This window comes from Paenibacillus sp. FSL H8-0122, from assembly GCF_038005345.1.
Taxonomy (GTDB): Bacteria; Bacillota; Bacilli; order Paenibacillales; family Paenibacillaceae; genus Paenibacillus_AQ.
Genome location: NZ_JBBOTB010000001.1, coordinates 4,371,248 through 4,393,525, shown reverse-complemented (window position 1 = coordinate 4,393,525; position 22,278 = coordinate 4,371,248). Strand labels below are relative to the sequence as shown.

General features: G+C 49.4%; 18 protein-coding genes. 16 read left to right on the top strand and 2 right to left on the bottom strand.

Translation table 11 applies throughout. The features are described 5' to 3' along the window. Positions 1–50 precede the first annotated feature (50 nt). Both NSS64_RS19045 and NSS64_RS19040 read left to right on the top strand, forming a co-directional pair. On the top strand, positions 51–4,370 hold the full coding sequence (locus NSS64_RS19045; protein WP_341141153.1) for an S-layer homology domain-containing protein: 4,320 nt from the start codon (positions 51–53) through the stop codon (positions 4,368–4,370). Positions 4,371–4,542: 172 nt separating this feature from the next. Next, on the top strand, positions 4,543–5,472 hold the full coding sequence (locus NSS64_RS19040) for an Rpn family recombination-promoting nuclease/putative transposase (protein WP_341142844.1): 930 nt from the start codon (positions 4,543–4,545) through the stop codon (positions 5,470–5,472). An 85-nt stretch (positions 5,473–5,557) separates the two neighbouring features. On the opposite strand, the gene NSS64_RS19035 is transcribed toward NSS64_RS19040, so the two are convergent. Then, positions 5,558–6,319, bottom strand: a complete 762-nt coding sequence (locus tag NSS64_RS19035) for an SDR family oxidoreductase (RefSeq protein ID WP_341141152.1) — start codon at positions 6,317–6,319, stop codon at positions 5,558–5,560. Then, the gene (locus NSS64_RS19030) at positions 6,316–6,702 is read right to left on the bottom strand and encodes a MerR family transcriptional regulator (protein WP_341141151.1); all 387 of its coding nucleotides are present in this window, start codon (positions 6,700–6,702) and stop codon (positions 6,316–6,318) included. The genes NSS64_RS19035 and NSS64_RS19030 overlap by 4 nt, the downstream gene beginning before the upstream one ends. A 388-nt stretch (positions 6,703–7,090) precedes the next feature. On the opposite strand from NSS64_RS19030, the gene essC reads away from it, so the two are divergent. The 14 genes from essC (at position 7,091) to NSS64_RS18960 (ending at position 22,278) form a co-directional block, all read left to right on the top strand. Beyond that, positions 7,091–11,077 (top strand): type VII secretion protein EssC, encoded by a 3,987-nt coding sequence (essC, locus tag NSS64_RS19025; RefSeq protein WP_341141150.1) that lies wholly within the window; start codon positions 7,091–7,093, stop codon positions 11,075–11,077. A gap of 22 nt (positions 11,078–11,099) precedes the next feature. Next, positions 11,100–11,810: a hypothetical protein gene (locus tag NSS64_RS19020; RefSeq protein ID WP_341141149.1), complete on the top strand. Its 711-nt coding sequence runs from the start codon at positions 11,100–11,102 to the stop codon at positions 11,808–11,810. A 19-nt stretch (positions 11,811–11,829) separates the two neighbouring features. After that, positions 11,830–12,081 carry a hypothetical protein gene (locus tag NSS64_RS19015; RefSeq protein WP_341141148.1) on the top strand — a complete coding sequence of 84 codons (252 nt, stop codon included), beginning with the start codon at positions 11,830–11,832 and terminating at the stop codon, positions 12,079–12,081. 27 nt (positions 12,082–12,108) lie between these two features. Further along, positions 12,109–13,566, top strand: a complete 1,458-nt coding sequence (locus NSS64_RS19010; RefSeq protein ID WP_341141147.1) for a hypothetical protein — start codon at positions 12,109–12,111, stop codon at positions 13,564–13,566. 45 nt (positions 13,567–13,611) lie between these two features. Then, complete coding sequence (locus tag NSS64_RS19005; RefSeq protein WP_340942368.1) at positions 13,612–13,917, top strand: hypothetical protein; 306 nt, start codon at positions 13,612–13,614, stop codon at positions 13,915–13,917. A gap of 21 nt (positions 13,918–13,938) precedes the next feature. Then, on the top strand, positions 13,939–14,985 hold the full coding sequence (locus NSS64_RS19000) for an SAF domain-containing protein (protein ID WP_341141146.1): 1,047 nt from the start codon (positions 13,939–13,941) through the stop codon (positions 14,983–14,985). 5 nt (positions 14,986–14,990) lie between these two features. Further along, positions 14,991–15,560, top strand: a complete 570-nt coding sequence (locus tag NSS64_RS18995; RefSeq protein WP_341141145.1) for a hypothetical protein — start codon at positions 14,991–14,993, stop codon at positions 15,558–15,560. Positions 15,561–15,566: 6 nt separating this feature from the next. After that, the gene (locus tag NSS64_RS18990) at positions 15,567–16,400 is read left to right on the top strand and encodes a hypothetical protein (protein WP_341141144.1); all 834 of its coding nucleotides are present in this window, start codon (positions 15,567–15,569) and stop codon (positions 16,398–16,400) included. After that, positions 16,393–18,240, top strand: a complete 1,848-nt coding sequence (locus NSS64_RS18985) for an ATPase, T2SS/T4P/T4SS family (RefSeq protein WP_341141143.1) — start codon at positions 16,393–16,395, stop codon at positions 18,238–18,240. Before NSS64_RS18990 ends, NSS64_RS18985 begins: the two co-directional genes overlap by 8 nt. Next, on the top strand, positions 18,237–20,318 hold the full coding sequence (locus NSS64_RS18980) for a hypothetical protein (protein ID WP_341141142.1): 2,082 nt from the start codon (positions 18,237–18,239) through the stop codon (positions 20,316–20,318). The genes NSS64_RS18985 and NSS64_RS18980 overlap by 4 nt, the downstream gene beginning before the upstream one ends. Before the next feature lie 13 nt (positions 20,319–20,331). Next, positions 20,332–20,844 carry a hypothetical protein gene (locus NSS64_RS18975; protein ID WP_341141141.1) on the top strand — a complete coding sequence of 171 codons (513 nt, stop codon included), beginning with the start codon at positions 20,332–20,334 and terminating at the stop codon, positions 20,842–20,844. Positions 20,845–20,856: 12 nt separating this feature from the next. Beyond that, positions 20,857–21,348, top strand: coding sequence for a hypothetical protein (locus NSS64_RS18970; RefSeq protein WP_341141140.1), 492 nt, complete (start codon positions 20,857–20,859; stop codon positions 21,346–21,348). Positions 21,349–21,371: 23 nt separating this feature from the next. Beyond that, positions 21,372–21,923 (top strand): hypothetical protein, encoded by a 552-nt coding sequence (locus NSS64_RS18965; RefSeq protein ID WP_341141139.1) that lies wholly within the window; start codon positions 21,372–21,374, stop codon positions 21,921–21,923. A 151-nt stretch (positions 21,924–22,074) separates the two neighbouring features. Beyond that, positions 22,075–22,278, top strand: coding sequence for a hypothetical protein (locus tag NSS64_RS18960; RefSeq protein WP_341141138.1), 204 nt, complete (start codon positions 22,075–22,077; stop codon positions 22,276–22,278).

The window sequence follows — 22,278 nt, the reverse complement described above, 5'->3', positions numbered from 1 at the left end:
TACGCCGTTATGCTGTCTACTAGAACAGACAACAAGGAGCGTGAAAGTTCGTGAGTAATCATCCATTTGTAAAGAGAGTCTTGAGCGGAATTCTGGCAGTAACAGTTCTGCTTCCGCTCATGCCACCCTCTCTATCCCAGTCACCCACCGTCTATGGAGAAGCAGGGGAACCTAGCGGGGTCGTGAAGGTAGAGGATTTTGAACAGGTACGCTTAGCGGATCTAACCTTTGACAGTGCCCGCATTCATAGCGGTAGTATGGCGCTTGAGACGAATCCGAAATACGTACATAGCGGAGCGAAGTCCCTGCGGATTGATTATGACTTCATTGGCATCACCGATAACCCCTCTCAGGTTGCCGTGGGTCCGGCGACTCAGCTCCCCTTGACAGACCGAACCCCTAAAAGAATCGGGATGTGGGTATATGCCAATCAGGAAGGCCATGGCCTGACCTCCAAGTTCTACGTGTCTTCCACCGGCAAATCCAAAACGTATGAAATCAGGAGTGAAGAGACCGGGATCGACTGGAGCGGCTGGAAGTATGTGGAGGCTGAAATAGGGTCAGATCTGACCATGCCGGGTACACTGGCCTTCTACTTCCAGATGAAAGAAAGACAAATGAGCAAAAAAAATAAAGGTTCCATATGGATTGATGACGTCAGGCTGATCTATGATGAGCCGGTTAATGAAGATATGGATGTACCTGTGCTGACTCCAGCGGCACCAGCTCCTAATCAAACCTTGAGCGCCCCTGTCTCTGACATTATTCTATCAGCAGAGGATGCCAAGTCGGGCATTGACCCGGATTCCATCCGGTTAACGGTGGATGGTCAGCCTGCGGCACCTTCAACTTATGCCTATGATCTGAATCATAAGCAGATTACCTATCACCCGGAGCTTCCGCTGGCTGGAGGTTATCATCAAGTGCTGGCAGAAGTGAAGGATAGGGCCGGCAATCCGGCAGCGGCAGAATATGCTTTTCAGATTGAGCATGGAGCCAGATTTACCATGGAAGCCCCGGAGGAGGCTGTCAGTAATGAGACCTACCGGCTGAAGCTGAAGGCAACGGATGTAGGAGAGGCTAAGAGCTTCCATGCCAGAATCAAGTTCGATCCAGAGACATTGCAGGCCAATGTGATTACTGCACGCTCCGGCCTCAGCCATGTGCAGACAGTCCTCGATAATACAGGCGGCTATGTTGAAGTCAGTGCCGAGGGATTGCAAGGGGATCAGGCGGATGCGCTGGCAAGTATTGATTTTGAGGTGGACCGGTCTGCGAAAATGGAACGCGGCGAGACAGCTAAGCAGATGGCTATGGTGGAAGGCAGTTTCGGGTATGAAAGCGGGACGCCAGTTCGTTCCTTCGCCTCTCCGTTAAGTTATAAGATCGGGTTTCCTTACAAGCTCAGCATCAAGGGATCAGCGCTGCACACTCAGAGTATCATCACGGTTACCTCTCGCGCAGGAGCGCCGGTGGAAGGAGCCGGGATTGATTTTAGCGATACCAGCGGTCCTCAGACTTATGTGCGTGTAACCGCCGACGGGTCCATAGTATATGCCAAAGCTGATCCATCATCCGCAGTGCTCTTTAATGCAGAGAAAAACGCGCAGATGTTCGCCACAGCAGGCAGTGCTTCCGGATTCGTCAAGGTGTATTTGCCGGATGGCAGCAAGGCAGGGTACATCTCATCCGCTGATGTGGAGCAGAGTGATCTTACCACAGGAATGGGCTTGACGGATGCCAAGGGAGAGATTCATACGACCCTGACTAACCTTGCCATTGGCACTTGGAGCGTTCAGGCTGTCAAGGATGGCGGTACCAGTGAGAGTATCCGTATGAATGTTGTAGCTCCGTTTGGCGGGGCAGATCCGCAATATGTGCAGACCTTTGTGACCGAAGATATGAAGACGATGATGAGCGTAGGGTGGCAGAGCGCGCCAACTGTTCAAGAAGCTTACATCCAGTACATGAAAGATAGTGATTGGGCGGACAGTGACCTGACGAATGCGCCGGCAAAAGCAGCTATGCAGCGTGCACTCTCCGAGGTGGAGGTTATTCCTGAGGTGGCAGGCGGACCTATGGGCGAAATCAAGTTTCATAACGCATTAGTCACGGGTCTTGAGCCAGGTACGGGCTATCGTTACAGAGTTGGCTACGAAGGCCATTGGAGCGATTGGTCCAATTATAAGACGGTGGAGGCTGCGCCGGACAAGCCCGTTTCTTTTGTATTTGTAACCGATTCGCATACCAAAGGGGATAACGGGCTGGAGACCTATCAACAATTGATCAAGAATGCGCTCACTAATTATCCCGATACCCAGTTCGTTATGCATGGCGGTGATATGGTCGATGATGGGGCGGTTTTGAATGAATGGAACCAGTTCTGGCAAGCCTCCTCGGTCTATTCCTCCTCTGTTCCTTCAGCGTATGCCATGGGGAATCATGATGTAAAAGGGGGAGGAAAGTACATTTTCGCCAAAGGATTGGGGCTTCCTAATAATGGGCCAGAGCTCCAGAAGGAGTATGCTTATTCGTTCGATTCAGGAGAGGTGCATTTCGTGGTGCTGAACTCTGAAGCAGACGAAGTCACGATGGGCAAGCAAGCAGAGTGGCTGCGGGAGGATCTTCTGAGCAGTAATAAAAAATGGAAGATTGTCATGTTCCACAAACCTGCTTATCATACCGAAGATGGACGCGGCAATCTGATTGAATACACACAGACTTATTTTGCCCCTATTCTCGAAGAATTGAAGGTCGATCTGGTGCTGGAAGGCCATGACCATGTATATGCACGCACCTATCCGATGAGCAAAGGCAAGCCACTGCCAAGCGGGGAGCAAGGAACAGTCTATCTGGACGGCGGGGCGTCGGGCTGGAAGTTCTATGATGGAAGCAAATACGAGTATCTTGATTTCATGTTTGACGAGGATGTTCCCGTCTATTCTGCCATTCAGGTAAGCCATGATAAGATCATCATCCAAGCCCGCACTACGCAGAGCGCCGAATTAATTGACAACTATACGATTATGAAAAAGGATGAGCGGACAGTGACTTCCGTGGCCGTAGCCCCGGCCGAATTGAAGCTGAATGTCGGCGACACGCACGCGACGGTGCTTACGGCTACCTATAGCGATAACTCCACTGCCGATGTCACGAATCAAGCGGTATGGACATCTTCTAATGAGCGGGCAGCTACGGTAGACGCCCAGGGTATCATTCATGCCGTTGAAGTGGGAGAAGCTACCATCCAGGCGAACTACGGTAACATGCCGCCGGTGAAGCTATCGGTAACGGTTCAGACAGAAGGTACGGTGCCTAGTCTGCTGAAGCTGACCGCCGAGCCTGGCACACACACCTTACAGGTGAACAAGCAAGCGGCTTCCGTGATTACAGCGGTATATGACAATGGAGCAAATATAGTGGTTACGGATCAGGTTCGTTGGACAACTTCAGATCCTGCGGTCGCCTCGGTGTCGGACAAGGGGATCATTACGGGTATTGCAGCGGGGGACGGGGTAACGATTACTGCTTCCTTCGGCGGCTTAACCATTGCGATTCCCATCGTGGTTGAGGGCGGAACGGTACCGGTGGCAACGCCGACGCCGACACCAACACCAACGCCACAATCGGGAGGAACACCGGCAGCAACGCCAACACCAAAGCCGGCGGTAACACCGACGGCAACACCGTCACCAACAGCAACGTCGACACCGGTACCAACACCAGCTATAACTGCCGGTCCCGCAAAGCCAACGGTAACCAGGCCTGTCCTGAAAGACACCTTGGACTTAGATGTGCTTAAATCTATCGTTGCAAAAGGCCGGACGGCTGCAGTTGTCAAGTTCCAGGATGTACCTGCCGTTCTGTGGAGTGCATCATTCATTGATCGTGCAACCCGGATGGGGATGATAACGGGTTACGCGGATGGTTCATTCCATCCTGAAGCCAAAGTAACACGCGCCGAGTTTGCTGCCATGCTTGCAAAAGCTTTTGGCCTGACGGGCTCGCAAGGGGCCGGATTCTCCGATACACAGGGGCATTGGGTTTCGGAGGCGCTTGCGGCGCTTAAAGAGCATGGTGTGATCCAGGGCTACGCCGATGGTTCCTTCCACCCCAAGCAGGAAATCACCCGTGCGGAAGCTGTTGCTATGCTGGCGCGTCTTACGAGCTATGTGCCCGGTACACCGGCGCTATTCTCCGATCTCCCGGCAAGCTGGGCTGCGGAGCCGATCAATGCCTTCGCTAATGCGGGGATTATCTCAGGGAAAGGCAACGGAGCCTTTAAACCGGAGGAATCTGCTTCCCGCGCTGAAGCCGTAGTGATGATTATCCGGCTCATGGATAAGCTTGTTGAACCGGGTGAGGAGTAGGATAAGTAGACAAAGCTAAAGCTTCTGAGCAGACAAGGGCAGCCCCATTTAATCGGGGCTGCTCTTTTTTTACGACCGAAATAGGAACGCATGTGCGTTTTATTATACCGAATTCCATTGAAATGGAATATACTCACAAGAAATAGGCAGGATATAACAGGAGGCGACTAAAATACCCTTACCACATGATGAGGCTTTTAAGAAGCTGCTGGAGACGTTCTTTCAGGAATTTATTGAGTTGTTTTTTCCTGAGCTTGATTCCATGCTGGATTATAGTGAGACCCGGTTTCTGATGCAGGAATTGCTGGTGGATATTGTTGGCGAGGAAGCGCGGGAGCTGGATCTGCTGTTGGAAATCCGCTATAAAGGACTGGACGGTTATATTTTGATTCACCTGGAACCGCAGTCGTATCGGGATTCACGGTTTCATGAGCGGATGTTTATTTACTTCAGCCGTCTGTTTGAACGCTACCGTAAAGAGCATAAGCTGATTATTCCGATTGCCATCTTCACTTCAGATGAGATCAGGGAAGAGCAGGACACCTTGGAGATGGTTATTCCTGAGCATCAGATCCTGCGCTTTCAGTTTCTTAAGGTAGAATTGCGTAAGCAGAACTGGAGAAGATTTATTGATTCAGACAATGCAGTGGCTGCTGCGTTACTGGCCAAGATGGGGTATACTACAAGAGAAGCGAGAGATGTGCGCCGGGAGTTCCTGCGCATGTTCATGAAGCTGAAGACACGGCTCGATCAAGGACGGCTGGCACTTGTGATGTCAGTGGCGGATTTATATTTCCAGCCGGACCGCGCCCAGGATGAAGAGATTATAAAGGAATTGATGATACAATACCCGGAGGAGGGTGAAGCGATTATGGAACTCATGCCAGCCTGGAAGCGTTGGGGATATGAAGAGGGCATAGCTGAAGGAATAGAACAGGGAATTGAGAAAGGCATAGAACAAGGAATAGAACGAGGAATTGAACAAGGAGTAGAAAAAGGCCAGGCGGAGATTATCCGCAAGTTACTGCTTCACGGATTCACTCCGGAAGAGGTGTCCAAAGCGGTGGAGTTACCGGTGGAAAAGATTAAGAAGCTGATGTAAGCAGGCTTTCTTCAAATAACGCATACGCCCAAAGTAGACCGTCTACCCTAAGACGGTCTCTTTGGTGCGTTCTGATCCAAATCTTTTATTCAATATAGCCCTTAGTCGCCTCATACATCTGGGCTGCATATTCGTCAATCCGGTCCCGTGACATGCGCAGCCGTTCCACCGAACTGCCGTAGCCGATCTCTTGAAGTCCGTCAGCGAGTCCCTGAAAGATCCCATCCGTGAACGCAGCTAACGGCTCGCCATGGACATGAAGCCCTGATCCGCCGAGATCTGTAATTACGGCTGGCGGGGCAACCTCGATAACTTCAACGCGGGTCCCGGACAGCTGGAGCCTTAGACTCATGGTGAACGAATGAAGGGCAGCCTTCGTTGCTGAATAGATGGGTGCGATGGCAAACGGAGTAAAGGCTAGGCCGGAGGTCACGTTAATGATGGTTGCGGCCTCCTGGCTTGCGAAGAATGGAGCAAACAGCATAGCCAGATGAAGAGGGGCTTCAAGGTTGGTGGTGATTTCCTGATTGAATTCAGCCCAATGGTTCCTTACATCCGCTGTCTGTACATTGAAGCGCTGCTGAATCCCGGCATTGTTCACCAGGACGTTGACTCCGGGATAGTTTGCAGTTACCCAGTCGAACAAAGCGAGACGTTCAGACTCTGCTTTTAAATCACATATATGGGTAATTAGATTTGGGAATCTGTCCTGTGCAGCCTGCAATACCTGCTCACGCCGTCCGGTAATGATGACTGTGTTCCCCATACGGATGAACCGTTCCGCCATAGCCAGTCCGATGCCGGAGCCACCGCCTGTAATCAGAAGAGTGTTTCCTGAGAGCTTCATGATAAAACCTCTTTCCCGTTAGTCTCTAAATAATTCGTATAACGTTCTATTTTCTTCTCAATACCCTGCAAGGCTTCGGTCATGAGCGCGATTTGTGCCAATACAGCCTGCTTATGTTCTTGAAACATGGCTAGCCGCAATGCAATCGTGTTGTCTCCCTCCGCCATCCAGTCTACATATTGCCTGATCTGGCTTATGGGCATCTGTGTATTTTTCAGATAGAGAATGATCTTAAGGAAAACCAGGTAATCCTCCGTGAAAATCCGCCTGCCCGCTTCATCGCGCTCCATCCGGGGCAATAGCCCCTTCTTCTCATAATAACGTATGGTAGATTCCGGAATCCCTAACCGCTTTGCAGCTTCGCCAATGGAATAATAGTTCATCTGGAGGCCTCCAAGTGATTGTTTAGGTGTCGACAGTTATAGGATACGACTTAAACCAAGGTTTAAGTCAAGATACCTTTTAGATTGAAGTATAGATGAAACGTAAATCCGACAAAATCCTTATATCTAAATTCTTTTCGACAAAAAAACATGACTAAGGAACTATAACTTTCTCCTCTGTTAACTTTAATAGAGTAAAGATAAAAAACGTCTATAAGGGATCAATGAACTATTTTAGCAGAAAATGTTATGTAAAATATAAACTATTTACTTGATGATCCGATAAAAAATAAAGCCTGTCCCAATTTAATGAAAATATACAATAATTGTTTAAAAATTAAATTATCTTCTTCGTAATCCAAAATTCCTATCCAGTGGTGATGAAAAAATGAACATTCAAGAAATGACAACCAATCAGGTACAAAGAACCCCCCGGATTAAACCAAACTACCCGGTAGGAGTGCTGGAGCTGGAAGATCCCGCCAGGCCTTCGGAGAAACCTTCCTTCTCCTGGTTAACCATTATCGTCCCGCCGCTGGGAATGCTGATCATATCTATTTTTATGTCAACCCTGACCCGATCCTATATTATGCTTGTCTCCACGATGGGGATGACAGCGCTCACGGTTATGGTCTCGATCATGAATTATAGAGCCAGTGTGAACAAGCACCAGGAGCACAACAAGAAATTAGAAAAGAAATATCTCAATTATTTATTTCAGGTTCGCAATGATCTGCAAGGAGCTGCCAGCACGCAGCGTGAGGCCCATACATATATTCATCCAAGCATTCAAAGCTGTACAGAAATTGCCCGTAGCCGGAGTAAACAGCTCTGGGAGAGAACAGCTATTGAGGACGATTTTTTACACATACGGATTGGTGTCGGGGTTCAGCCGATCTCTCTCGTACCTACATACACCCCGACTACCAAGGCTATAGATGATGAGAATCCGCTCGAAGAGATTGCCAGTAAGATCTGCGAGGAGATGTATTACGTAAAAGATATCCCGGTCTATATCCCGCTAAGCAGCATCAGCACGCTCGGGTTATACGGTAAACGGCCGGAGGTTCGCAATTTCCTGAATGCTGCAATCGTTCATCTCACCACACACCAGGGATACGATGATATAAGGATCGTGTGTGTCATGCAGCCCGAAGATCTGGAGCACTGGGAGTGGCTGAAATGGCTGCCGCATACCTGGAATAAGGACCGGAGTCAAAGAACTCTGGCCACGACAGCCTACGAGGCTTCTGCGATTGCCGATGAGCTGCTGGCGGATCTCAGGAAGAGAGAAGAGGGTAACAAAGGAAGCTATGGCCTGCAGAATTTGCAGACACCGCATTATGTTTTTTTGGTTTTTGCTCCTGAACTGTGGGACAGTACGGAAATGATGAAATACTTGCTGTCAGGTGATTCGATGCTTGGAATGACAAGTATTTTTATATCGGAGAAAATCGACGTTGCTTTGCCGCTGAATTGCCAGGTCATTCTGGAGATTAAGGACGGGCAAGGACTGGTCCGTAAGGATACTCATAATCTGCTGGGCCATTTGGCTGATTTTTTCACAACAGATTCAATGGATAACACTCAAGCAGAGTATTTCGCCCGGTCTTTGGCACCGCTCCGCATTAAGGCCGCACAGAATAACAGCTACATTCCGCCTATGGTTACTTTTCTGGAGAGCTTTGAGGTGGAGCAGGTCGAGGAGCTGAAGATACTGGAACGCTGGTCCAGAAACCAGGCTAACCGTACGCTGTCCACTCCCCTTGGGCTGGGTGCAGGCGGAAAGTCTCTTGTCTTCGATATGCATGAGACAAGCTATGGTCCCCATGGACTGGTAGCCGGTACAACCGGATCCGGGAAAAGTGAGCTGCTTCAATCTCTGCTGCTCGGTCTGGCGGTGAATTATCATCCGCATGAAATTGCGTTTGTGCTGATTGACTATAAGGGTGGCGGGATGGCCAATGCCTTCACAGGACTTCCGCATCTGGTGGGAACGATCACCAACCTGGGCGGCAATCAGATTAACCGGGCGCTGGCCTCCATCAAAAGCGAGCTGATGCGCAGGCAGAGACTCTTCAGTGAAGCCGGTGTGACCAGTATTGACAGCTATATTGTTCTTTACCGCAATAAGGAAGCTCGGCTTCCCCTGCCGCATTTAATCATCGTGGTTGATGAGTTCGCCGAGCTGAAATCGGATCAGCCGGAGTTCATGAAGGAGCTGGTCAGTGCGGCGCGGGTCGGAAGAAGCTTGGGCATTCACTTAATATTGGCAACTCAGAAGCCATCCGGAGTGGTGGACGATCAAATCTGGAGTAACTCCAGATTCAAGCTGTGCTTGAAGGTGCAGACTCCCTCGGACAGTAATGAGATGCTGAAACGTCCGGAGGCTGCCGAGATCAAAGAAAAAGGCCGCGGCTATCTGCAGGTGGGCAATAATGAGCTGTTCACCTTGTTCCAGTCTTCCTGGAGCGGAGCGCCCTACCATTCAGGTGAAGCTGAAGGTGAGGGGATGCCTAAGCTGGACATCGTTTCATTAAGCGGGGAGCGCAGAGCGCTGCTTCCGAAGCAGCAACAGGGTGACAATGACTTGGCCTTAAGTGAACTGCAGGCTGTAGTACAACACATTGCCGAACTTTCAGCAAAGGAATCCATTGGAGAGGCCTTCCAGCTGTGGCTTCCTCCGCTTCCGGAGACTTTGGCGCTGTCGGAAGTGCTTCATCAGGAACAGATATGGGATGGACAACAGTGGCAGGAGCCAAGGGATCAGCTGGTGGCAAGCGTTGGGCGTGTAGACAATCCTTCAGATCAGGAGCAGTACAATCTGGACATTAATTTTAATCTGAATGGACATTTGCTGGTCTATGGAGCGCCTAGCAGCGGGAAGACCACTCTACTGAAAACAATGATCATGTCGCTTGCCATGAAGTATGATCCGGGGTATGTGAATTTTTATATTCTGGATTTCGGTACAAGAACCTTGGGCGTCTATCATGAGCTTCCGCATTTAGGGGATGTCATTTATCCGGAGGATGAACAAAAGCTCGGGAAGCTGATTAGCTGGCTGCTTGCCCAATTAAATGAGCGTAAACACAAATTTTCTCAGCTTGGCATCAGCAATCTGGTCTCCTACTGTAACGCAACTGGAGAAAAGGTCCCTTATATCGTTATTATGCTGGATAATTTCACAGGCTTCGCAGAGGCGTACGATGACTATGTTATGGATCTGGCTAAGCTTGTGCGAGAAGGGGGCGGCTACGGAATTTACTTTGTGTTTACAGCCAATACGGTCAGCTCCTATCCTTACCGGATTAGCCAGAATATTAAGCAGTCGCTTGTATTTCAAATGTCTGACAGGCTGGATTACTCCAGCGTTCTGGGAAGGACAGATGGAATGGAGCCAACCTATACCGTAGGCCGTGGCTTGCTCAAAGATAGCCGGATTCTGGAATTCCATATTGCGCAGCCGGCCGAAGGCGGCTCGGATGATCAAATAGCGGCCTCCATCCGCCGGATCAGCTCAGAGATGAGGGCGGTAGCAGGAGACACTAGTCCTGCCGAGATTTCAGTAATACCGGATAAGCTTTCACTTGCAGAGCTTCTGGAGCGTGCAGTGAAGAACCGGCCGGAAGGAACCGGGGGAACGCTGGTGCCGCTTGGACTGGAACAGGACACGACGCTGCCGGTAGAACTCAATCTGAAGGAAATCAGCAGCTTTGTAGTCTCTAATACCGGGCAACAAGATGCAGAGCTAGTGATTACTTCGATCCTGAAGGCGTTTGAAGCCTCTGCCGATTCCATAACCAAGGAGCTGTATGTATTCGACAGCAGCGCTGCTAAATGGGCAGGCCTGAGATCCATTTCCGCTCTTACGGTTACGGATACAGCAGAGGAGTTTTTGCAGCTCACCCACTCCTTCATAGAGCAATTGCAGCTTAGAAAAAACGATGCCCGTCAAGCTTTGGCTAACAGCTCCACACCTGGAGAATTTGATGAAACGGATTATATTTTGTCCAAGTATCCGCTCCTTGTCATGGTCATGCCGCATTTCAAGTCGGCCTTTGACCGGATGGAGAATGATTCACTGGATCACCTGGAGCGGATAGCCCGCTTTGGCGGCGGGCTTGGCGTGCTGCTCATGGTTGGCAGTGATGTGCATGAGCTTAACCAGCTGCAGCTAATCACGAACCTGGCCGGTGAGATGATCAATAGCGGCAACGCGCTGCTGACCGGCGGAAGGTTGAGCGATCATATGGCTTATGCCCACTTACTGGAGAGTATGGAGTATAACGAGCTTAATCAAATGATGGAGCCGGCTGAGGCGATGCTGCTTATTGCAGGCTCCAGAACGCAAATTAGAATGGCAACAGAATGATAGATGGCAGGTGAATGAAGCGATGGAACCGGCACGAGAGAGTTTTGAATTACAGGCTCTAGAGATTATATATTTAGCTGCATTAACCGGGGAGACGGGTTTTCCGGGGTTAGCCGTAGATTTGGAAGCAGAAACGGAGAGCAGGCAGCGTGCCTTGATGAATGCCCAGATGAGGACGCTCGAAGCGAAGGGATATCTGGAGATCGACTTCATGGGGGTTGCCAAAGTAAATGAAGTGCTTCATCAATGTATTGCCGCAGGTGCCAATAGTACTTCTTACCTCTGCCAGCTTGTACAGAACGGGGATATCCCTTCTACAATCTATTATTTTCATCAGGGGAACAAGCGGTTTCAGTTGGAGCATCTGCCTGAGACCAATACATATATTCTGCAGGAACTCTATGCACAGCATGAAATGATGTTCCAGGTTATAGAGCGGATTCCACTGCTCCAGAGCCTGGAGGACGAAGGCAATGTTGAACAAGCATTCTTCGATGAACCGGACCTTAAGCATTGGACAGAGGGACTTCTTCAAGCTGGAGCATCGCTATACGCATTGGCGGAAATTGGGTGCATCGACAAGGAAGCTCAGGTCATGCGTGAACTGAACCTAGTGATTCATAAGGATCTGATGTGGGTGCTGAAGCGTGAACCGGAAGAGGAAATTACTAGAGACAGAGTAACATTGTCAGCGGCTATGGAGGAGTTATGCCTATGGCTGCAAGCCGTGTAATGATCAGGGGGATCAGGAGATGTCAACAGCGGTTACCACAGTAATATTTAATGGAGCGCACAAGAAAACAATGGATTTGGATATCACCCTATCAATGACCGCAGGGCAATGTCTTGAATGGCTGAAGCAGGCGGGCTGGCTCCCCGGTGACTGGGAATTCAAATGTGAGGTTAGCAGCACTGGAGAAGAGTGGACAGAGCTTGGCCACCAAGTGGTATTGGCGGATGTGATTCAGGGGGACGGGGCGCTTATCCGGATTTGGCCCTATTGAACGGGAGGATTATAGAGGAGGTTACATATGAAAAGCGTACATCTGGTCTGCTCGCCTGATCTCATCATGCTTTTGTCACGGTCACTGGAGCATGAAGGGTATGTGATCTCAGGCAAACATTCTACACTTCACAGCTTTATACGGGGCTTCAGCAGTAAAGAGGTAGATTCTTCTTCCATAGTCATTATAGAAGGCGGAGCAGGTCTTAGCACACCTGTGAAGTCAGCCGAAATTGCCTCGCTCATGACACTGATCCGGAAGTATCTCAAAACTACCCGGCTGATTGTTCAATTAGATCCGGCGCTGAAAACGGATATTGAGTTCATCCGGACGATGGTCAATATGAATATTCACGATTTGCAGTTCACCACGGAATTCCGGGGCGAGGAGCTTCTGAACTGGATCAGGGAGAAAAAAACGACAAGAGATTATTATAGCATCCTTGGCAAAAAGAAGCGCCTGTTCTCATTCAAGGGCTCAACCGCAGCCCCTGCTCCTGTTCAGCCTGTGGAAGAATCTGAACAAGCTGCTGCAAGAACCGTAGATTCGCTTGCCCGTCCACAGCCGGCTGCAAGTCCAAGAACAGCAGCGGCACCGGCTGGTGTCAGGCAGGCTCCTTCCTCAGGCGCTGGCGGAGGAGGGGTAACTCCCCGGCCGAGACCATCAGCCAGGACTGAAGCACCGGCAACTGATGCTGGAACGTTAGAGAGTCTGGAACGGTCTATACCAGTAGAAAGCCAGCAACAACCTTCCTTAGCAGGGAATGAGAGAATACTAGGCAGCCATGTGCCGCTGGTGATTGGCATCTGCGGTGCCGGGGGAGAAGAAGATGTTGGTGCTGCGGCCTTTTTGCTGGCTGCTGGTCTGGCAGATCTCGGCTGGAAGCCGCTGGTATGCGGAGATAACCGGCCGGAGATCAGTTCGCTGGAGCAGATTGTATTTGAGGGCGAGCAAGAGGATTCCACATCGACCATGTTTGAATATGAGGGGGTTACCTTCTATCGCAGGGGTTATACGTGGGATATCTCAGAGCTCTTGGCCAGTGAGTTCACCCATATTATTCTATGGCTGGATATTCATCAGGAGCGTAAGGGAATTAGCGGACTGGAGCTGTGGTGGAATTCGCAGATTCCCATCCTGATCGGTAATGGAGCCATGTGGAAATACGAGCTGCTCAAAGAGAAGCTGAACACGCTTAACCCGTATGAACGCAAGCGCTGCAGACTGCTGCTGGAGAACGGGCATCAGGAGGTGCTGCACATGCTGAAGAAGGACCTCCCGGAGATCCAGGCGATGCTGATGCCTGCACATCAAGATCCGCTATACCCGGATAAGGCGGCTGTGGAATGGGTCATGAAGCTGCTGAGTGTCCAGAAAAAACTCATCCGCAAGCAAACCATGCTCTGGGCCATTGCAGGCACTGTTCTGCTTGTGACTTTACTATTAATAGGCATTGGATTTTCGTTTGTTCCGCAGAGCCGCTAGATTTGCAACAGCAGGATACCTTACCAACTTATAAGGAGGCTGAATATGGATTCAGGTACGGTTAGAGGGCTCGCATTCAATTGTCACCGGCTGTTGTCTCCTGCCCAGGAATGCAAGGATAAAATGACCGCTGCCATAACCGGACTTCCGGGTTATTGGGTGGATCTGGGCGGGGAAGAGTTCAAGAATCATTGCACAGATTGGATCAGAAAGATGGAGACCTTCAAGCAGGCGATTAGCAGCCTGGAGACGGATATGCTGAGATATGCGGATACCCTTCAGGCAGAAGAAAAGGCCGCTGCTGACAGGGCTAAAGAAGCCGCAACAAAGATGACGGGGAAAATGAAATAGCCTTAGAAAAGAGGTCATGAAGTGGCAGTACGCAAACGCAAAAAGATTCTACGATACACGATGATTTCAGGTTCTCTTGTTGCCGTTATTACATCGGGCGTATGGTTTGCAACCTATCGCCACTATAATGCCAAGCTGATTGATGAACGGGCCGCTTATGAGCAGCAGCTGCTGGATAAGGATCAGGTCTTGCAGCGTTACATGGATCAGTCCCAGACCGCTTACGTGCTGATGACCCCTAAGCTGGCGGGTGAAGTTATTGCTGAGGAGGATGTCATCCAGGAGAAGCTTCCGAAGTTCTCCTCGCCCGATAATCTGATCAGTGAGTCCAAAGCGATTGTCGGTAAATATCTCAGGATTGATGTGATGCCGGGCACAGCCGTAACGACAGAGATGGTTCGTGATGAGGCGAGACTCGACCCGTCAGAGCGTAAAGAAGAGACGGAATATATTAAGCTTCCGCTCCGCCTGACGAAGAAGGATGTCGTTGATATCCGGATTGTATTTCCTAACGGTGAAGATTACATAGTAGTGGGCAAGAAGTCGCTGAAGGACGTTGACTTGGCGAATCAGTACACCTTCTTCAATGACAATGAAGAAGAGGCACAATTGCTTAATTCTGCTCTGGTAGATGCTTATATTAACAATGCAGAGCTGTATATGAAGCAGTATGTAGAGCCGGAGCTCCAGCCTGAACCCGTGATTAACTATGTGCCCAATCTGCATGTACTGGGCGTGATCAAGAGTAATCCGTCCATTATTGAACAGGCCAAGTGGGGACTTGCCGAGAAGCTTCGTACAGAGCTGGATAAACGCCTTAAGGCTATTGACGATGGCAACCGAATCCGTATAGGTGCACAGGAACCAAGCGGAAGCGGAGTCAGCAAGCGGAAGTCTGAGCAGGGAGCGGCACTGGAGCAGGCTGCGCCAGTAGATAACTCTCAGTCGGTGAACGGAATTATAGATCAGACCCATCAGGCGCCAATCGACTCAAGTACAGATCAGAATTCAGTGGGCTTAACGGAGGATGCACCGGCAACTGAGAATCAACTGCTCGAAGGAGAGTGACAGCTTTGAATATCGTTGTGGCAGGAGATTGTGAGAAGCATGATTTCATACTTGCAGCAGCAATGCTGCTGAAGAATTATTTTAACAATGAGGTTATGATCATCACGGATAACAACAGGCATTATCAGTATTTAGATGGAGAGGCGTCCGGTATAACGATCACAGATTCCTCTGTTACCGAGAAGCCGGATATTGTGCTGTATGACTGGCATCAGGGTTACCCGGAAGGACTGGTGGATGAGGTTACTGTCTTTGCCACCACATATGAACGTCACGCTATGGAGAACGTAGATACGCTGCTTAATCAGAAGCATGTCCCGGTTGTATTGCTGGTTATTGAAGAAGAATGCGGGCTTGGCCTGAAGTATATAGATCATTACTATCCGGTGATTACTTCAAAGATTAGCTACATTAGCAGCCCAGGCCGAAGAATTGACTGGATTCATGATGGAAGAGTGAACCTGAAGGTTGATAAGGATTTCGCTGAGGCTGTAAATGACTTCTTGATTGAAGTTTGTAATATTCCAAAGCATGAGATTAAGAAGCTGTGGCAGTATGCACGGAAACGGGGGTAGTTCATTGTGCTTGTAGCTTTCTGGGGACCTGCCCAAGGGCAGGGGAGAACGACCTCGAATATGGTCGCTGTTGCGGCAACCATCGCGCTGGATCATCATATCCGGGTGTTGATGACCCATACAGATTCCGAACAAGGCATGCTGGAGTATGTCTTCTCACAGACAAGGTCCCTTGGCCAGACTGTAAGCAGCTCGGGCGGGCTGGATGCGATTCAGCGGCTGGTGCAGTGCGGGATGCTTACTCCTGAAGGAATACGGGATCATGCAGAATCTATTCTTAAGAACCGCCTGGAGCTACTAAGAGGGTCGGTGGGTACGGAGAAGCATGAGCCGGAGCTGTTGCTGCCGCATATTTTTAAAGACTATAGACGCTTTTATGATTTGCTGTTTGTAGAGATTGCTACCGGTGAAGACCCGGAGGTGGCTCAGATGGTTATGAAGCAGGCAGATTTAATTGTAGTGAATCTGAATCAGAGCCAGTCCAGTCTGAATGCCTACTTCACGCAGAAGGGCAAAGCTCCAGTGCCAGACAACAAACCGGTCCTTTATTGTCTGGGTTCTTATGAGCGTAAAGCCAGATTGAATAAAGAAAAAATTATAAAGCAATACGGATTACATAAAAATGAAGTCGGCTTTATTCCACATCATATCAATTATATGGATGCTCTGAACGAACAACGCATCATTCAGTTCCTGCTCAAGACGCGGGAAGCCAGGAAGCGGTTCCTGGACTTCAACGAGGATGTCTACTTCAATGATGCGGCACGTCAAATGGGGAAGCTGATCCTGCAGACCCTCGAGATATTCCCTGTAATGGAATTGGACGCTGCTAATGATTAATATCATCCTGATCATTGTTGTGTTGGCAGCTATTGGAGTATTCCTGTACTTGTGGGTAGGCAAAAGCAAAAAATCAGCGCCGCCTGCCGTTCAATTGAAATATGATATGAACGAAATTGTGCAGTTTCTGAGGAGAGCCTTCGAGGAGATTATTGCTTCTTCCCTCTACGAAGGAAGCCCGAGTGAGGAAGAATACAACCGCCGTAAGGCACGGCGCAGAGAATTACAGAAGGCGCTGCGCTCTTGTATGCACGGGGATTTATCGGCGAAGAGATATGTGAAGCTCTATATGAAGGATCTGCTTTTGCAGACCTATGGGCTGGATGAAGGGAACGCGGATAAAATAATCCCCTTCGGTCATGCCAACCGGCTCACTTCTCAGGACTGCTTCGACATTCTGCTCTATACCTTCAAGAAAGACTATGGGCAGGATGCCTTCAATGAAATGGTTGGCAAATACAATCTGGATACGCTGCATAGATTGCCTGATGGTTCTAAGGGCTACAAGGTCACCGAAGAGCAAATTCGCAGCATCTACAGCGCAGAGCAGCCGGGATTGTCCTTTCAGGACAAGGTTGAGGTCATTGTACAGAGAGCGTACCAAATCTATAAGGGTCTGGGTGTAATCGATGAGCTGCGGGACCAGAATATTGACGGTGTCAACGGGGGGACAAGCGGGATGCCGCCGGATGTTGTCCAGACGACAGACTTTCTGGAGTATACGAAGCAGCAGCATTTCCTTCCGCAATCCTATGATGCTGTCTGGACCTTCTACCGCGGAAAGTCACTCCATCTGGAATTCTTAAGCTTCGGTTCGGAGAAGGAGCTCAAACGGGTCTGTCAGAATATTTACGGCTTCGGAAATCCGGGACAGCTGAACGAATCCAAGGGTTACATTATTAATGACATGGCGGATGGAAGCAGAGTGGTGGTGGTCCGCCCCAAAATGGCGGAGAGCTGGGCTTTTTTTGTCCGCAAATTCAATGATTCCCTGGTAGAACTGGAGCAGCAGATTACAGATGAAGGGGCGCCGCTGGCTATAGAAATGCTGGAATTTCTGATTCTGGGTCACCAGGTTACTGCGATTACCGGCAGGCAGGGCTCGGGGAAAACAACACTGCTGAAGGCTCTGATCAAATATATTGATGCGAAGAACATCCGGATTCAGGAGACATCCTTTGAGATCTGGGCGAGAAAAATGTATCCGGGCAAAAATATTCTGTCCTTCCGGGAGACTCCTTCTGTCAGCGGACAGGACGGGCTGGATGTGCAGAAGAAAACCGATGGTGCGGTGAATATCGTTGGTGAAGCGGCCACGCACAGCGTTGTCAGTTATGTCATTCAGGCAGCCCAGGTGGCTTCCGAATATACGCTCTTTACGCATCACGGCAAAACATTACCCAATCTGATCAGCGCTTTGCGCAACAGTCTTGTCGCTTCGGGAGCCTTCAGCAATGAGAAGATTGCCGAGGTCCAGGTCGTTGAGGCGCTCGGCTTCAATGTTCATCTGGTATTGCGTGCCGGCAAACGGTATATCGAGCGCATTACTGAGATCATTCCGGCAGATTCACAGTACGAGTATCCTCAGGAATATAAGAACCAGGAGACTCCTATGGAGAAGCTGGATGCATTCATGGATACCATGTCCGAATATTTCGGACGGATGACGGACCGGCGTGCTTACAGCTATACAGATATTATCGTATGGGAAGCCGGGGAGTACGTAGCGAAGCAACCGATCAGCAGCCGGAAAAGGGAAGAGATGCTGAAGAATATGGATAAAGATGAGGCGGGACGTTTCGAAGCCTTCATCGAACAATATTGGGGGCAGTCTGCATGAATCTGCAAATGGTAATGCCCATTGTCCTGATCTCGCTGGGCCTTCTGCTGGCTATTCTGCTTATTCTGCTCAGTATCGTGCAGCGCAAATTAAAAGGAACACAGTATCAGGAGCAAAGACGCCTGAAGGCACTGCTGCCAACACGAACCAAGGAGAAAAAATGGCTCGAGCAAGCACATAAAGCCTATCCGGTATTGGATGAGCTGCCGGTGGTGAAGAAGCTTCTGCACCGGATCCGTTCACGCCTGATGATCATCCATGCCGGGAATGAGATCATGGTCAGAAGCCGTTCGGCTGCATTGACGGTCATGATCCTTGCCTGCATCCTGCTGATCTCGCTGCTGTCCTTCTTCTGGACTACCTCTTGGGTAAGCCGGGTGACCATTATGCTGGTCTCCATCTACATGGGAGGGATACTGAGTGATCTCTTCATCGGACGGTTAGTGAAGCAGATGCTGTATGACCAGTCCTCGATGATTCTGGACATCCGGCATGAATATCATCAGACGCATATGGTACAAGTCAGCCTGGAGAATTCGGCGGAGCGTTCTAAGCCGATGGTTGCTGTTCACGCCCGGCAGATTGCCGGAATTCTCGCGGCAGTAGACCCGGAGGATGAGCTGCAGAAATATTATGAAGTGGCGCCGAACCGGTACATGAAGCAATTGGCCGGAGTCAGCTACAAGATAGGCGAATACGGCGATGCGGATATTCATAAAGGAGAACGTTCCATTTACTTATCCATGCTCGGTAACATCAGAGAAGAGATCCATATGGATATTAACCGCCGGGAGCGGATTGACCGGCTGCTGTACGGCATCGTATTTGTGGCGATTTCACCAGTCTTCATGCTGGACCCGATCCGTAACTGGGCGGAGAATATGTTTCCGGTGGTATCTAATTACTATAATTCTGCGTGGGGGCTGTACTCATTAATCCTGCTGTATATCACTTTTATTGTATCTTTTATTGCATTGCGGATTCTCAAAGGTGTGGATGAAGATACCCAGGCGATCAAGGATGAAGGGAAATGGCTGAACCGGCTGCTGAAACGGAAATGGGTCTTCCGGGCAGCAGACCGCATTACTCCGGCAGAGCATGAGCCCGTTCATTTCAAGGTTGCCCGGCGATTGAAGGATGCCAACTCGGGGTTGTCCCAGCATACGTATTATCTGCAGAAAAGCTTAACGGCAGCAGCGGTTTTCCTGCTGGTTCTGGTGCTTCAATTCTCTATTCATGGAAACATCAGGCATAACCTTCTGCATCCTAATGTGCAGATTACGACAGGCGGCAATCAGACCGAATCGCAAAGGATGCTCAGCGAGGAACGGTATGCTTTTGAACAATCATTAATGGGCGAGCTGATAGCAAAGGATATTACACCGGATGAGATGCTGATCTATATTCAGGAGAAAGCGGACAACAAGCATTTTTTGCAGTTCAATACGGATCAGAATGCGTATGCGCAGCAATTGATTCATCGGGTAGACCAATATCATCAGGAATATTTCAAATGGTATGAGCTTCTGCTGGCTTTTTCACTGGCCTTTGCCGGCTTCTACGTGCCCGATCTGTTCCTGCTCATCCGCACACAGCTTCGGAAATGGGAAATGCAGAATGAGGTAGACGGCTTCAATACCCTCTCCATGATGTTATCCCAATTTCCCAATATCAGCGTGTATGAAATGATAGAGTGGCTACACCGGTACAGCTATATATTTGAACGGCAGCTGCTAAGGTGCATGCTGGATTATGAGGCTGGTGGCTGGGATGCCATAGACCGGCTGAAGGAGGATGCACGGTTCGTACCCCTCGAACGACTGGCCGACCGCTTGCAGGTTGCTGCAGATCTGATTCCGGTGAAGAAGGCTTTCGATGACATGGATGCAGAGCGGGCGTTCGCCATGGATCAGCGCAAGGAGCACTATGAGAAGGTAATCAGCAGGAAAAACACACTGGGTAAAATGTTCGGGTTCTTGCCGATGCAGGCAACGTTCACCTTATATTTACTGCTTCCCTTCGTCTATATGGCCTTCCAGCAGCTGGGTGACCTGACTGTTGTAACTGGCAAAATGTGAAGGAGATACAGGCATGGAGAATATAGCAAGCTTCTTGAAGACCACGATATCCATTCTGATTACACTAGCCATCATCTCAGCGGGGCTGTTCCTCTGGGGGAAGACACAGCCTGTAGTCGAGCTGGCCAACAGCCAGGCAGCCGCACAGGCCAGGGAGCTCTCAGAGCAGCAATATGCCGCCTTCGATAATCAGCTGGTCAGCGGATCACAGATTCTGACCGCTTATCGGCGGTATGAATCGGAGCAGAACTTCTGTCTATATGTGGAGCGGCCTTATGTCTATGGTCAGCCTGATTCTAATAGATACATTAGTATGAATCCAAGCGGAGACGGCTATTGCCGTGCCTTTGATTATTCGGCAGAAGCTTTTAAAGAAGGAACGGGGAATGATTCTAACACAGTGAATGACAAGATGATTACGGATGCTTCTGGAGGATTCTATATCAGTCCCCAGTCCAGGTTCAGGGCGACGCTAATCAAAGACCACAATGAGCGGATTGCCGCTATCTACTTCAGGGCTAATTAAAGGGAGGGCACTATGGAAAATATCTCAACAGGACTTAAATGGGTCATCGGGATCATCGTTACCATTCTGATTATCGCAGCCGGAGTCAGTATCTATCTGGTTATTAACAACTACTTCATCCGCGCCCAAGAGCAGACGCTGGCTCAGACCCAGATGATTAACCAAGCGGAATTCAACAGCTATGATAACAAGGATGTCTCCGGCCAGGATGTAATTAATGCGGCGATGCGTTATAAGGGGCGGCCGCAGTTCTCGATCAAGATATATACAGGAGAGAATAAGACAGGGTTCTATGCTGAGAATACGTACGATGTTAATTACAAAGATCTTAGTTCTGGAGTGGTGGATTTGAATGATAAGGGAAGTGAGGCGAGCAAAACTGTTTCTCAAATGCTGGATATAAAAAATGATGATTGTAACGTGAATACGCTGGGACGCTTCCACGCTCAAGTATACAGAGACAAGAACCAAGAAGTCAGACTCATTGTATTTAGACAGCCTTAAAATAACGTGAGAGGAGAGCAACTATGGAGAATATATCAACCGGACTTAAATGGGTGATTGGAATTATAGTAACTATTCTAATTGTTGCGGCGGGTGTAAGTATTTACCTGGTGATTAATAATTATTTCATCCGCGCCCAGGAGCAGACGCTGGCCCAGACCCAGATGATCAATCAGGCAGAGTTCAACAGCTATGATAATAAGGTGGTTTCCGGCCAGGATGTAATTAATGCAGCGATGAAGTTTAGAGGACGTCCGCAATTTTCCATTCTAATTAAAACAGGAGTGAATTTGGAGGGATTCTACGCAGAGAATACTTATGCAACTTATTATAGTATTCCAGCAAAACCAGGGACCACCCCCACCCCCACAGGTACCTCCACCGTTGGTTTTGTAAATAATAATTCGAGTGATCATTATAGTGTCTCCCAAATGCTGGATCAGAGTAAAGAATTAGATGATGAAGATAATTACAATGTAAATACACTTTCACTTTTTAAGGCCACCGTATATAGAGACAAGAATGATGAGGTCAGATTAATCGTATTTGATCAAAATGGAATCAATGAAAAGTAGCACCCAGTTCCTCCTAACCCTCTTTGCCTGGATTTTGTTCGCTATGGGCGGCTTTACGTTTCTGCGGCTGGAAGGGGAGAACTCTGCTGCGGAACTCCGGCAGCCGGAGCAGCGAACAGTTGCATCCGCGCTTTACAGGGGAACAGGTGATTTGAAGCGAATAAGCGGAGAGCAAGTGCTGGGCATGATCCCTGCGGCGCTCGAGGGGGACTATATTTTATATATCGACGGCACGGTTATTAATGAAGCTACAGATCTCACAGCAATTGATTTACGTGGAGTGCCGGGTGCGGCTTATCGGTTAGAGGTTACCCGGACGGATGAGATGATTAAGCAAATCTCTGCCACCCGTTGA